Below are 11,620 nucleotides of genomic sequence, written 5' to 3'. Positions count from 1 at the left end.
AGCGGGCTTGCTCGCGAAGGCGGTGCATCAGCCACCGGATGTATCGACTGACACACCGCTTTCGCGAGCAAGCCCGCTCCCACATTTTTGACCGAGTCCACATTGGTTCGGTGTTGGGTCAGAAATCCTTGCACAGGCGCAGGGCGTCGTAGATCGCAGCGTGGGTATTGCGCTGGGCCACGCAGTCGCCGATGCGGAACAGCAAGTAGCCCTCCCCCGGCTCGCTCAGGCACGGTTGCGGCTTGATCGCGAACAGCGCCTCAACGTCCATCTGCCCCTTGTTGCGCGCCCCTTGCTTGAGGGCGTAGTAGATTTCTTCGTCCGGACGCACGCCGTTCTCCACCACCACCTGGTCCACCACCCGCTCTTCCTTGGCGCCGGTGTATTCGTTCTCCAGCACGGCGATGAGTTTGTCGCCCTCGCGGTAGACCTTCTCCAGCATCATGTCGCCGGTCATGATCACTTCCTTGGGGTACATGCTGCGGTAGTAGGTCGGGAATGACGTACCGCCGATGGCCACACCAGGCTTGATATCGTCAGTGACGATCTCGACCTGGCAGCCCTTGTCGGCCAAAAAGTCCGCCACCGACATGCCGGTGAATTCGCAGATGGTGTCGTACACCAGCACGTTCTTGCCCGGCGCCACCTTGCCGTCGAGCACGTCCCAACTGCTGACCACCAGGCCTTCTGCCGCGCCCCAGTGTTCGTTCTGCTCGAGGAACGGGTGCCCGCCCACGGCCAGCACCACCACATCGGGACGCAGGTCGAGGATGGTCGCGGCATCGGCCGCCACGCCCAGGCGCAGGTCGACGTTCAGCCGCGCCAGTTCCAGCTGGAACCAGCGGGTAATACCGGCGATCTGGTCACGCTGCGGTGCCTTGGACGCCGTGGTGATCTGCCCGCCGATAAAGTCTTTTTTCTCCAACAGGGTCACGTCGTGGCCGCGCTCGGCAGCGACCCGCGCCGCTTCCATCCCGGCCGGACCAGCACCGACCACCACCACTTTGCGCTTGGGCCCGGTGGATTTTTCGATGATGTGCGGCACGCCCATGTACTCACGGGAGGTCGCGGCATTCTGGATGCACAGCACGTCCAGGCCCTGGTACTGGCGGTCGATGCAATAGTTGGCGCCGACACACTGCTTGATCTGGTCGATCTGGCCCATCTTGATCTTGGCGATCAGGTGCGGGTCGGCCATGTGCGCACGGGTCATGCCGACCATGTCCACATAGCCGCCTTCGAGGATGCGCGTGGCCTGGTTCGGGTCCTTGATGTTCTGCGCGTGCAGCACCGGGACCTTGACCACTTCCTTGATCCCGGCGGCCAGGTGCAGGAACGGCTCCGGTGGGAAACTCATGTTGGGGATCACGTTGGCCAGGGTATTGTGCGTGTCACACCCCGAGCCAACCACGCCGATAAAGTCGAGCATGCCGGTGTCGTCGTAATACTTGGCGATCTGCTTCATGTCCTCGTGGGACAGGCCGTCCGGGTGGAACTCGTCACCGCACAGACGGATGCCGACGCAAAAATCCGGGCCGACTTCTGCACGCACGGCCTTGAGCACTTCCAGGCCGAATTTCATCCGCCCCTCGAAGCTGCCGCCCCATTCATCGGTACGCTTGTTGACTCGCGGGCTCCAGAACTGGTCGATCATGTGCTGGTGCACCGCCGACAGTTCCACGCCATCCAGGCCACCGGCCTTGGCCCGAGCTGCGGCGCTGGCGTAGTTGCCGATCACCCGCCAGATTTCTTCCGGTTCGATGGTCTTGCAGGTCGCACGGTGTACCGGCTCACGCACGCCGGAGGGCGACATCAGGGTTGGCCAGTTAAAGCCGTCCCAACGCGAGCGACGGCCCATGTGGGTAATCTGGATCATGATCTTGGCGCCATGCTTGTGCATCGCGTCAGCCAGGTTCTGGAAGTGCGGGATGATGCGGTCGGTGGACAGGTTCACCGAACTCCACCACTCCTGCGGGCTGTCGATCGCCACCACCGAGGAGCCGCCACAGATCGCCAGGCCAATACCGCCCTTGGCTTTCTCTTCGTAATACTTCACATAACGCTCGGTGGTCATCCCGCCGTCGGTGGCATACACCTCGGCGTGAGCGGTACTGAGCACGCGGTTGCGGATGGTCAGTTTGCCGATCTGGATCGGCGCAAACATTGCTTCGAAAGCCATGGCACGGTCCTCGGCTTACAACGGCTTGACGGTGAACAAGCCGTCATCGTGGCCCTCTTCGGAGCCTCCGTAGACTTGTTCGGCGACAGTGCGGATCTGGCTGCCGCGCGCTTGCAGAATCTGGTCCATGGCGCCGGCAAACCAGCCGGTGAACATGTAGTCCACTTTGCGCCCGACCTTGCCGTACACATACACAAAGGCCGAGTGTTCGAGCTTGACGCTGGCAGTGCCTTTGTCGAGATCGATGTCCTGGATCTTGAACAGGCCCCAGCCGCGCTGCGACAGGCGCTTCATGTAATGCTCGAACACCGCGACGCCTTCCAGGCCGTGGCATTCGGCTTCTTTTTCACACCAGTGCCAGGCCGACTTGTAGCCGGCCTTGTAGAGGATTTCGGCGTAGGCTTCAGCGCCCAGCACTTCCTCGATGCCCATATGGTTGTTGACGAAGAAATGGCGCGGCACGTACAGCATCGGCAGGGCGTCGGAGGTCCAGACACCGGTTTCGCTGTCGACTTCGATAGGCAATTGCGGGGCGATCTTGGCCATGGAAACTTAACTCCAGAAAATTCTTGGTAATGCCCCGGCGCGAATGGCCGGGGGAGAAAAAACGATGGCTTATTCGCCCCAGACGTCTTTCAACACGTTGACCCAGTTTTCACCCATGATCTTGCGCACCACGCGTTCGCTATGGCCGCGCTTGAGCAGGGTCTCGGTCAGGTTGGGGAACTCGCCCACGGTACGAATGCCCAGCGGGTTGATGATTTTGCCGAAGCTGGTCAGGCGGCGGGCGTAGCCCTTGTCATGGGTCAGCATTTCGAAGAAATCCTGGCCATGGCCCTGGGTAAAGTCGGTGCCGATGCCGATGGCGTCTTCGCCAACGATATTCATGGTGTACTCGATGGCTTCGGCGTAGTCGTCGATGGTCGAGTCAATGCCCTTGGCCAGGAACGGCGCAAACATGGTCACGCCGACAAAACCACCGTGGTCGGCAATGAATTTGAGTTCTGCATCGGATTTGTTGCGCGGGTGCTCTTTGAGCCCGGACGGCAGGCAGTGGGAGTAGCACACCGGTTTTTTCGATTCGAGGATGACTTCTTCGGATGTCTTGGAGCCGACGTGGGACAGGTCGCACATGATGCCGACACGGTTCATCTCGCCGACGATTTCACGCCCGAAGCCCGACAGGCCGCCGTCGCGCTCGTAGCAGCCGGTACCCACCAGGTTCTGGGTGTTGTAGCACATCTGCACCACGCCGACGCCGAGCTGCTTGAAGATCTCGACATAGCCGAGTTGGTCTTCAAAAGCATGGGCATTCTGGAAGCCGAAGATGATGCCGGTCTTGCCCTGCTCTTTGGCGCGGCGGATATCGGCGGTGGTCTTCACCGGGATCACCAGGTCGCTGTTCTCGCGGATCAGGGTCTGGCTGGCCACGATGTTATTGATCGTGGCCTGGAAGCCTTCCCACACCGACACCGTGCAGTTGGCGGCGGTCAGGCCACCCTTGCGCATGTCCTCAAACAGGTCGCGGTTCCACTTGGCAATGATCAGCCCGTCGATAACGATGCTGTCGGCGTGCAGTTCGGCTGGGCTCATCAGGCGTCCCCTTATTGGCGATTCATGCGCCGAATCGTCTGCCGGCGCTTTGGGGCCAGCATATGCCCAGGGGCTGACGGAGCCGGGTGCAAAAACGACAGGGGAATTGCCGAAAGCGTCAATCCACGACAAAGGGTGCACGGACGTGTCTGTCCTGCATCTGTTCTTTGGCCTACGCTTGAGCCAGAATTCGACCCATCCCCTGACATGAGAAGGCGCAATGAAACCGATTTTCCTGGCTTTGGTACTCCTCGCCACCGGCGTCCACGCGGCTGAAGACACTGACAGCACGCCGTGTGATGGCATCGAAAACGACAAACAGACCCTGGAATGCGCCTCCTACAACAAAACCACCGCCGAACAGCTGCTCAAGGATAACTACCAGAGCTTGCTGGAACGCATGGGCACTACCTACGCCAGCAACAAGGCACAGTTGGCAGACATCACCGCTCGTCTGAAGGATGCCCAGCAGAAGTGGGAAAAGTTACGGGATGCTGATTGCGCGGTGGATACCTTCCCGGCGGTGACCGGCACCCAGGCCTATGCCATTGCGCAGAATGACTGCCTGGCGCGGATGAGTGATGAGCGGTCGGAGTTTTTGGAGTCGATTGCCCAGGAATAAGCGACAATCGCGCCCATCCTTTTCTCTGAAACAAGGCTATCCATGACTCTCTGCGGCATCGAAATCAAAGGCAGCGAAGCCATTATCGCCGTTGCCGCCCAGGACCTGACCCACGTCGCCCTGGCCACCAAGAAAATCGCCCTCGAGGACGATGACGAGGCCGCCAACGTCAAAGCCTTTGCCCGCCAGGTGGCCGCGTTTGTGCGCGACAACGGCATCACCCGTATCGCGATCAAGAAACGCAGCAAGAAAGGCGAATTCGCCGGCGGCCCGACCACGTTCAAGATTGAAGGGGTATTGCAGTTGCTGGACGGCGTTGAAGTGACGCTGCTGTCGCCGCAGACCATCAATGCGCAGAACAAGAAGCATGACTTTGCATTGCCGGCGACGCTGAACAAGTATCAGCATGAGGCGTTTAAAGCCGCGTGCTCGGCCTTGGTAAAAAAATAAGCCCCACCACACATCCCATGAGGGAGCTGGCTTGCCTGCTCCCTCATGGGGTCGGCATATGCCCAGTAGACTTACACCACCTCCCGCCGCCGATCCTCCCGCGGGCACTTGGCAAACCGCGCCCGGTAGCTGCGGGTGAAATACGACGGCGACTCAAACCCACAGGCAATGCTCACTTCCAGCACGCTCATGCCGCTCTGGCGCAATAACTGCCGGGCTTTTTCCAGGCGCAGGCCGAGGTAGAAGTTGCTCGGGGTGTCGTTCAGGTGCAGGCGGAACAGGCGCTCCAGCTGTCGCCGCGTAACCTTGATCATCTGCGCCAGCACCAGGGTGCTCAGGGGTGGCTCGGTATGTAGCTCCATCTCGCCAATCACCTGCACCAGCTTCTGGTTGTTGATGCCGTAGCGCGTGGCGATCTGCATGCGCTGGTGGTCTTTGCGCGGGCGGATGCGGCCCAGCACGAACTGCTCGGAAACCTGGATCGCCAGCTCCGGGCCGTGGGCCTGGCTGATCAGGTCGAGCATCAGGTCGATGGACGCGGTGCCGCCGGCACAGGTGATACGCCGGCGGTCGATCTCGAACAGTTCCTGAGTCACCGTCAGCGCCGGATAGGACTCTTTGAACGCGTCGATAGCCTCCCAGTGCAGGGTCAGGCGGTAGCCGTCGAGCAGGCCGGCCTGGGCCAGGACGAAGCTGCCAGTGTCGATGGCGCCCAGGGTCACGCCGTCGTGGTCGAGACGGCGCAGCCAGTGCTCCAGGGCCGGAGTGGCGAATTCCAGCGGTTCGAAGCCGGCCACCACCAGTAGGGTCGCGCCTTTTTTCAGGGGCTCCAGCCCGGCGTCGGCATTGACCGACATGCCATTGCTCGCCAACACCGCGCCGCCGTCCGCGCTCAATACGTGCCAGCGATACAGTTCACCGCGAAAGCGGTTGGCCACGCGCAGCGGTTCGATGGCGGAAATAAAGCCGATGGCGGAGAACCCCGGCATCAGCAGGAAGTAGAAATCCTGGGACATGGTGCGCACTCGTGAGACGGGTAGCGTGGTCTGTGATACGCCAGTTCCATCGCCCATTCAAGGGCACAAGGTCGCTGCAGTGCAAAAGTGGGTCGCCGCCGTGCGTTTTACCGGGCAGCAAGCTGGGTAACTTGGCTGCACGGCGCACAAAGACGCCGGAACCCACAATAACGACCTGCCGAGGGATCCATCATGAACCGACTGATCAGCCGCTGCGTGCTCGCACTCGGCGCCGTGTTGAGCACCAGCGTGTGGGCCGCCGATGCCGCCTCCTGTAAAAACGTGCGCATGGGCGTGGTGAACTGGACCGACGTGATCGCCACCAGCGCCATGACCCAGGTGCTGCTCGACGGCCTCGGCTACAGCACCAAGCAAACCAGCGCGTCCCAGCAAATCATCTTCTCCGGCATTCGCGACCAGCGCCTGGACCTGTTCCTCGGTTACTGGAACCCGCTGATGACCCAGACCATCACACCTTTCGTCGACGCCGGGCAGGTCAAAGTCCTCGACGCGCCCAGCCTCAAGGACGCCCGCGCGACCCTCGCGGTGCCGACCTATCTGGCAGACAAGGGCCTGAAAACCTTCGCCGACATTGCCAAGTTCCAGAAAGAGCTGGGCGGCAAGATCTACGGCATCGAGCCCGGCTCGGGGGCCAATACCCAGATCAAGGCGATGATCGCCAAGAACCAGTTCGGCCTGGGCAAATTCCAACTGGTGGAGTCCAGCGAGGCCGGCATGCTCGCCGCCGTGGACCGCGCCGTGCGTCGCAAGGAAGCGGTGGTGTTTTTCGGCTGGGCGCCGCACCCGATGAACGTCAATGTGCAGATGACCTATCTGTCCGGCAGCGAGGACGCTTTGGGGCCCAACGAAGGTATGGCCACGGTCTGGACCGTCACCACCCCGACCTACGCCGAGCAATGCCCGAATGTGCACAAGCTGCTGACCAACCTGACCTTCACCGCCGCCGACGAGAGCCGCATGATGCAGCCGCTGCTGGAGCACAAGGATGCGTTCGAGTCCGCCAGGCAGTGGCTCAAGGACCACCCCCAGGACCAGCAGCGCTGGCTGGAAGGTGTGACCACCTTCGATGGCAAGCCGGCTGCGCAAAACCTGCAACTGAGCAGCCAATAACCTCTTTCAAATCACCGCTTCGCAGCTGATACCGGCTGCGAACGGCATCACTACGCCCGCCTGTAAGGAACCTGCCCCATGAACCACGACGTCATCATCACCTGCGCACTCACCGGTGCTGGCGACACGACCGCCAGAAGCCCCAACGTGCCGGTCACCCCCAAGCAAATCGCTGCAGCAGCAGTAGAAGCGGCCAAAGCCGGCGCCACCGTGGTGCATTGCCATGTGCGCGACCCGCACACCGGCAAATTCAGCCGCGACGTAGCGCTGTACCGCGAACTGATGGAGCGCATCCGCGAGGCGGACATCGACATCATCGTCAACCTCACCGCCGGCATGGGCGGCGACCTGGAAATCGGCGGCGGCGAGCACCCCATGGAGTTCGGCCCCAACACCGACCTGGTCGGCCCATTGACCCGCCTGGCCCACGTCGAAGCGCTGCTGCCGGAAATCTGCACCCTGGACTGCGGCACTCTGAACTTCGGCGATGGTGACACCATTTATGTGTCCACCCCGGCCCAGTTGCGTGCGGGTGCCAAGCGCATCCAGGAACTGGGAGTGAAGGCCGAACTGGAGATTTTCGATACCGGCCACCTGTGGTTCGCCAAGCAGATGATCAAGGAAGGCTTGCTCGATGACCCGCTGTTCCAACTGTGCCTGGGCATCCCGTGGGGCGCGCCGGCCGACACCACCACCATGAAAGCCATGGTCGACAACCTGCCTGCCGACGCGGTGTGGGCCGGCTTTGGCATCGGCCGCATGCAAATGCCGATGGCGGCGCAGGCGGTGCTGCTGGGCGGCAATGTGCGGGTCGGTCTGGAAGACAATTTGTGGCTGGACAAGGGCGTACTGGCGACCAATGGGCAACTGGTGGAGCGGGCCGGGGAGATCCTCAGCCGCCTGGGCGCGCGAGTGCTGACCCCGGCTGAAGGCCGAACCAGGATGGGCCTGACCAAACGCAGCTAATCCCCCTGCCGCAACCGGCTCCCACAATGAACCTCTTTAGCACTGGAAATTACCAAAATGAGCTTTATCACCGAAATCAAAACCTTCGCCGCCCTGGGCAGCGGTGTGATCGGCAGCGGCTGGGTGTCCCGCGCCCTCGCCCACGGCCTGGATGTGGTGGCCTGGGACCCGGCGCCCGGCGCCGAAGCCGCCCTGCGCAAGCGCGTCGCCAATGCCTGGGGCGCCCTGGAACAACAGGGCCTGGCGCCGGGCGCCTCCCAGGAGCGTCTGCGTTTTGTCGCGACCATCGAAGAATGCGTGCAAGACGCCGATTTCATCCAGGAAAGCGCCCCCGAACGCCTGGAACTGAAACTGGAACTGCACAGCAAAATCAGCGCGGCGGCCAAACCCGATGCCTTGATCGGCTCCAGCACTTCGGGGCTATTGCCCAGTGAGTTTTATGAAGGCGCCACGCACCCGGAACGCTGCGTGGTCGGCCACCCGTTCAACCCGGTGTACCTGCTGCCGCTGGTAGAAGTGGTCGGTGGCAAACACACCGCGCCCGAAGCAATCCAGGCCGCGATCAAGGTCTACCAATCTCTCGGTATGCGCCCGCTGCATGTGCGCAAGGAAGTCCCGGGGTTTATCGCCGACCGCTTGCTGGAAGCGCTGTGGCGTGAGGCGTTGCACCTGGTCAACGATGGGGTGGCGACCACCGGCGAGATCGACGATGCGATCCGCTTTGGCGCCGGCTTGCGCTGGTCGTTCATGGGCACATTCCTGACCTACACCCTGGCCGGCGGCGATGCCGGGATGCGGCATTTCATGGCGCAGTTCGGGCCGGCGCTGCAGTTGCCGTGGACGTACCTGCCGGCGCCGGAACTGACCGACAAACTGATTGATGATGTGGTTGATGGCACCCGTGAGCAGTTGGGCAGCCATAGCATTTCGGCGCTGGAACGCTATCGTGATGATTGCCTGCTGGCGGTGCTGGAGGCGGTGAAGACCACCAAGCAAAAACACGGCATGAGCTTCGCCGAATAACGGCGGTTGATATCTGTGGGAGCAGGCAAGCCAGCTCCTGCAGTTGACCGAGTACAGATCTGGAATTGACGACATGCCCGCACTGACGACCTACACCACCAACATCCTCCCCGACTGGGTCGATTACAACGGCCACCTGCGCGATGCGTTTTACCTGCTGATCTTCAGCTACGCCACCGACGCATTGATGGACACCCTGGGCCTGGACAGCGACCACCGCGAAGCCAGTGGCCACTCGCTGTTCACCCTGGAACTGCACCTCAATTACCTGCACGAAGTGAAACTCGGCGCCGAGGTCGAGGTGCATACCCAGTTGATCGCCCATGACAACAAGCGCCTGCATCTGTATCACAGCCTGCACCTGGTGGGCGAAGAGCGGGAGCTGGCGGGCAATGAGCAGATGCTGCTGCATGTCGACCTGGCGGGGCCACGCTCGGCCCCCTTCAGTGAGGGGGTTGCACAGCGGTTGACGGCCATCAGCACCGAGCATTCAGACCTGCCCCGGCCGGCCCTGCTCGGTCGCGTCATCGGCCTGCCCGGCAAATAAAAAAAGCCCCGATCAAGCCGTGACAGGATCGGGGCAGAGTGCTTTGTGCGAGCGTGCGGGCCGAGGGTGACCAAACCTTCATTCTGCTTGCTTGAAAACCAGTGTGCCCGCAACCACCCTCGGCAACTGGCCCGAAAACGACCTGCTCATAGTCGTTCCAGCCATCGCGTCATTCAGCCCTTGCCGACCCGCTGGCGGCCCACCAGAATCAAAGGCTCCCCTAACCAGGATGAACATCATGATGCACGCGGATTTGATTGATCAGGATGACCTGCTGAGCCAACTGCGCTCCCTGGGTTTCGAGGTGTCCAGCGGCGCCACCGCCGAGCAGGCCTGTGAATGCGCGGTACGCGGTTTGAGTGAGGCGCGGGCCAAGGCACTCAAGGGTATGGTCGAGCAGATGTACACCAGCAGCGCGACGATTCTGCCGGCGGTGCGCCAGGCGATTGATAAGCAGTTGTTGCCGGCCCTGATGCAGTTCAAACAGAATTCCGGGGCCTGATACACCGCTATCGCCGGCAAGCCAGCGCCCACATTTTGATCTGTGAATACCTTCAAATGTGGGAGCTGGCTTGCCGGCGATGCAGACGCCTCGGCCTACAGCCTTACACTGGCAAACGTCGACTCATTGCGCGCCTGGCTCAACGCCGACATCGGCCCGGCCAGCGGTGACAACACCAGCGCCTGCGGAATCGGCATCATCGCCACTTGCTGGGTGGTGTTGGAACCTACGCGCTCATCCCGTGGCGGAATGCCGAAGTATTCGCGGTAGCACTTGGAGAAGTGCGGCGTGGACACAAACCCGCATACCGAAGCCACTTCGATGATCGACATCGGCGTTTGCTTGAGCAACTGCCGGGCGCGGATCAGGCGCAGCTTGAGGTAGTAGCGCGACGGCGAGCAGTGCAGGTATTTCTGGAACAACCGCTCCAGCTGGCGCCGCGAGACGGCGACATAGACGGCCAATTCATCGAGGTCGATCGGCTCTTCCAGGTTGGCTTCCATCAGCGCGACGATTTCCTGCAGCTTCGGCTGATTGGTGCCGAGCATGTGCTTGAGCGGCACGCGCTGGTGGTCCTGCTCATTGCGGATACGTTCGTACACGAACATCTCGGAAATCGCCGCCGACAGTTCACGGCCATGGTCGCGGCTGATCAGGTGCAACATCATGTCCAGCGGCGCGGTACCACCGGAACTGGTGAAGCGATTGCGGTCGAGGGTGAACAGGCGCGTACTCATCGACACCCGTGGGAAGGCTTCCTGCATCGACGCCAGGCATTCCCAGTGCACGCTGCAATCAAACCCGTCGAGCAAGCCGGCGCAGGCCAGGGCCCAACTGCCGGTGCACACCGCGCCGAGGCGGCGGGACTGGCGCGCCTGGCTTTGCAGCCACGACACATGTTCACGGGTCACGGTGCGCTGGATACCCACGCCGCCGCAGACAATCACGGTGTCCAGGGCCGGGGCTTTGTGCATGGAGCAATCGGGGGTGATTTGCAGGCCATCGCTGGCCCATACCTGGTTGCCGTCGACGCTCAAGGTAGTCCAGCGATACAGCTCGCGGCCGGACAATTGGTTGGCCATGCGCAGTGGTTCCACTGCGGACGCCAGGGAAATCAGCGTGAAATTGTCCAGCAGCAAAAAGCCGATGGATTGAGGCGCACGGTTCTGGGGTTGGGCCCCGGAGTTGAACGACGTCATCGCGGTATCTCCTCACACAAAGCAGGTAATGGCCTCAGGCGAGGCTCTTGTTATTGCGCTCGTCATCCGTCAGGAGAGAGGCTTTGAATTGATAGAGCAAATGCCATGCCTAAAGTTGAATAGGTATTCAATAACTCCTGAAAACGACCTGTTGAGGTGTCTATATAAGCCCGCGCGCGGCGTGAGGATATGACTCGGAAAAAGCCTACGCTCAGGGTCTGTGAGCAGATCGGTAGCACTTGTGGGAAGGCGCTTTCAGGGCATAGGAAAAGTGTGTCACCACACGCACAGGTGACGGGTGGTCGGGAGGGAAATCGTTTGGGGGCTACTTATCTGTTTGCGACGCGCTAAAAGGTGGCGTGTTGGGGGCTGAGTGTTCACTTTATGAGCAG

The 11,620-nt window shown here is 61.5% G+C and carries 11 protein-coding genes and 1 pseudogene; 7 read left to right on the top strand and 5 right to left on the bottom strand.

The window, feature by feature from the left end:
• Positions 1-118: 118 nt before the first annotated feature.
• The 3 genes from dgcA to HBR93_RS08590 form a co-directional block, all read right to left on the bottom strand.
• A complete protein-coding gene (gene dgcA / locus HBR93_RS08600) occupies positions 119-2,179 on the bottom strand; it encodes a dimethylglycine demethylation protein DgcA (RefSeq protein ID WP_057960840.1) in 2,061 nt (686 codons plus the stop codon).
• A 15-nt stretch (positions 2,180-2,194) separates the two neighbouring features.
• Entirely contained in the window at positions 2,195-2,725 is a 531-nt protein-coding gene (locus HBR93_RS08595) for a DUF5943 domain-containing protein (protein WP_027606002.1), read from the bottom strand.
• Positions 2,726-2,794: 69 nt separating this feature from the next.
• Complete coding sequence (locus HBR93_RS08590; RefSeq protein WP_032858660.1) at positions 2,795-3,772, bottom strand: dipeptidase; 978 nt, start codon at positions 3,770-3,772, stop codon at positions 2,795-2,797.
• A gap of 220 nt (positions 3,773-3,992) precedes the next feature.
• Here HBR93_RS08590 and HBR93_RS08585 point away from each other — a divergent pair, with 220 nt between their 5' ends.
• Both HBR93_RS08585 and HBR93_RS08580 read left to right on the top strand, forming a co-directional pair.
• A complete protein-coding gene (locus tag HBR93_RS08585) occupies positions 3,993-4,394 on the top strand; it encodes a lysozyme inhibitor LprI family protein (RefSeq protein ID WP_057440260.1) in 402 nt (133 codons plus the stop codon).
• 42 nt (positions 4,395-4,436) lie between these two features.
• Positions 4,437-4,844, top strand: a complete 408-nt coding sequence (locus tag HBR93_RS08580) for a DUF3010 family protein (RefSeq protein WP_057960842.1) — start codon at positions 4,437-4,439, stop codon at positions 4,842-4,844.
• Between the two features lie 71 nt (positions 4,845-4,915).
• Here the strand turns inward: HBR93_RS08580 and HBR93_RS08575 are convergent, their stop codons facing one another.
• Positions 4,916-5,860, bottom strand: coding sequence for a GlxA family transcriptional regulator (locus tag HBR93_RS08575; RefSeq protein ID WP_169960130.1), 945 nt, complete (start codon positions 5,858-5,860; stop codon positions 4,916-4,918).
• A gap of 192 nt (positions 5,861-6,052) precedes the next feature.
• Here HBR93_RS08575 and HBR93_RS08570 point away from each other — a divergent pair, with 192 nt between their 5' ends.
• The 5 genes and pseudogenes from HBR93_RS08570 (at position 6,053) to HBR93_RS08550 (ending at position 10,029) form a co-directional block, all read left to right on the top strand.
• Positions 6,053-6,991: a choline ABC transporter substrate-binding protein gene (locus HBR93_RS08570; RefSeq protein ID WP_169960129.1), complete on the top strand. Its 939-nt coding sequence runs from the start codon at positions 6,053-6,055 to the stop codon at positions 6,989-6,991.
• Positions 6,992-7,069: 78 nt separating this feature from the next.
• Complete coding sequence (locus HBR93_RS08565; RefSeq protein ID WP_169960128.1) at positions 7,070-7,957, top strand: 3-keto-5-aminohexanoate cleavage protein; 888 nt, start codon at positions 7,070-7,072, stop codon at positions 7,955-7,957.
• A 57-nt stretch (positions 7,958-8,014) separates the two neighbouring features.
• A complete protein-coding gene (locus HBR93_RS08560; RefSeq protein WP_057440255.1) occupies positions 8,015-8,980 on the top strand; it encodes an L-carnitine dehydrogenase in 966 nt (321 codons plus the stop codon).
• Between the two features lie 73 nt (positions 8,981-9,053).
• A pseudogene (locus HBR93_RS08555) lies at positions 9,054-9,550 on the top strand (thioesterase family protein).
• Between the two features lie 215 nt (positions 9,551-9,765).
• Positions 9,766-10,029, top strand: coding sequence for a hypothetical protein (locus HBR93_RS08550; RefSeq protein WP_057440253.1), 264 nt, complete (start codon positions 9,766-9,768; stop codon positions 10,027-10,029).
• A gap of 95 nt (positions 10,030-10,124) precedes the next feature.
• Here HBR93_RS08550 and HBR93_RS08545 read toward each other — a convergent pair whose 3' ends face one another.
• A complete protein-coding gene (locus HBR93_RS08545; RefSeq protein ID WP_029300670.1) occupies positions 10,125-11,228 on the bottom strand; it encodes a GlxA family transcriptional regulator in 1,104 nt (367 codons plus the stop codon).
• Between the last annotated feature and the right edge of the window lie 392 nt (positions 11,229-11,620).

The organism is Pseudomonas sp. WS 5411 (genome assembly GCF_012985595.1).
In the GTDB taxonomy this organism is placed as follows: domain Bacteria; phylum Pseudomonadota; class Gammaproteobacteria; order Pseudomonadales; family Pseudomonadaceae; genus Aquipseudomonas; species Aquipseudomonas shahriarae.
This window is presented reverse-complemented; position numbering and strand designations above follow the sequence as displayed.

What these genes read in the sequence shown, in the direction of transcription:
- dgcA (WP_057960840.1), bottom strand. Translation starts at nt 2,179, where the DNA reads ATGGCTTTCGAAGCAATGTTTGCGCCGATCCAGATCGGCAAACTGACC.
- HBR93_RS08595 (WP_027606002.1), bottom strand. Translation starts at nt 2,725, where the DNA reads ATGGCCAAGATCGCCCCGCAATTGCCTATCGAAGTCGACAGCGAAACC.
- HBR93_RS08590 (WP_032858660.1), bottom strand. Translation starts at nt 3,772, where the DNA reads ATGAGCCCAGCCGAACTGCACGCCGACAGCATCGTTATCGACGGGCTG.
- HBR93_RS08585 (WP_057440260.1), top strand. Translation starts at nt 3,993, where the DNA reads ATGAAACCGATTTTCCTGGCTTTGGTACTCCTCGCCACCGGCGTCCAC.
- HBR93_RS08580 (WP_057960842.1), top strand. Translation starts at nt 4,437, where the DNA reads ATGACTCTCTGCGGCATCGAAATCAAAGGCAGCGAAGCCATTATCGCC.
- HBR93_RS08575 (WP_169960130.1), bottom strand. Translation starts at nt 5,860, where the DNA reads ATGTCCCAGGATTTCTACTTCCTGCTGATGCCGGGGTTCTCCGCCATC.
- HBR93_RS08570 (WP_169960129.1), top strand. Translation starts at nt 6,053, where the DNA reads ATGAACCGACTGATCAGCCGCTGCGTGCTCGCACTCGGCGCCGTGTTG.
- HBR93_RS08565 (WP_169960128.1), top strand. Translation starts at nt 7,070, where the DNA reads ATGAACCACGACGTCATCATCACCTGCGCACTCACCGGTGCTGGCGAC.
- HBR93_RS08560 (WP_057440255.1), top strand. Translation starts at nt 8,015, where the DNA reads ATGAGCTTTATCACCGAAATCAAAACCTTCGCCGCCCTGGGCAGCGGT.
- HBR93_RS08550 (WP_057440253.1), top strand. Translation starts at nt 9,766, where the DNA reads ATGATGCACGCGGATTTGATTGATCAGGATGACCTGCTGAGCCAACTG.
- HBR93_RS08545 (WP_029300670.1), bottom strand. Translation starts at nt 11,228, where the DNA reads ATGACGTCGTTCAACTCCGGGGCCCAACCCCAGAACCGTGCGCCTCAA.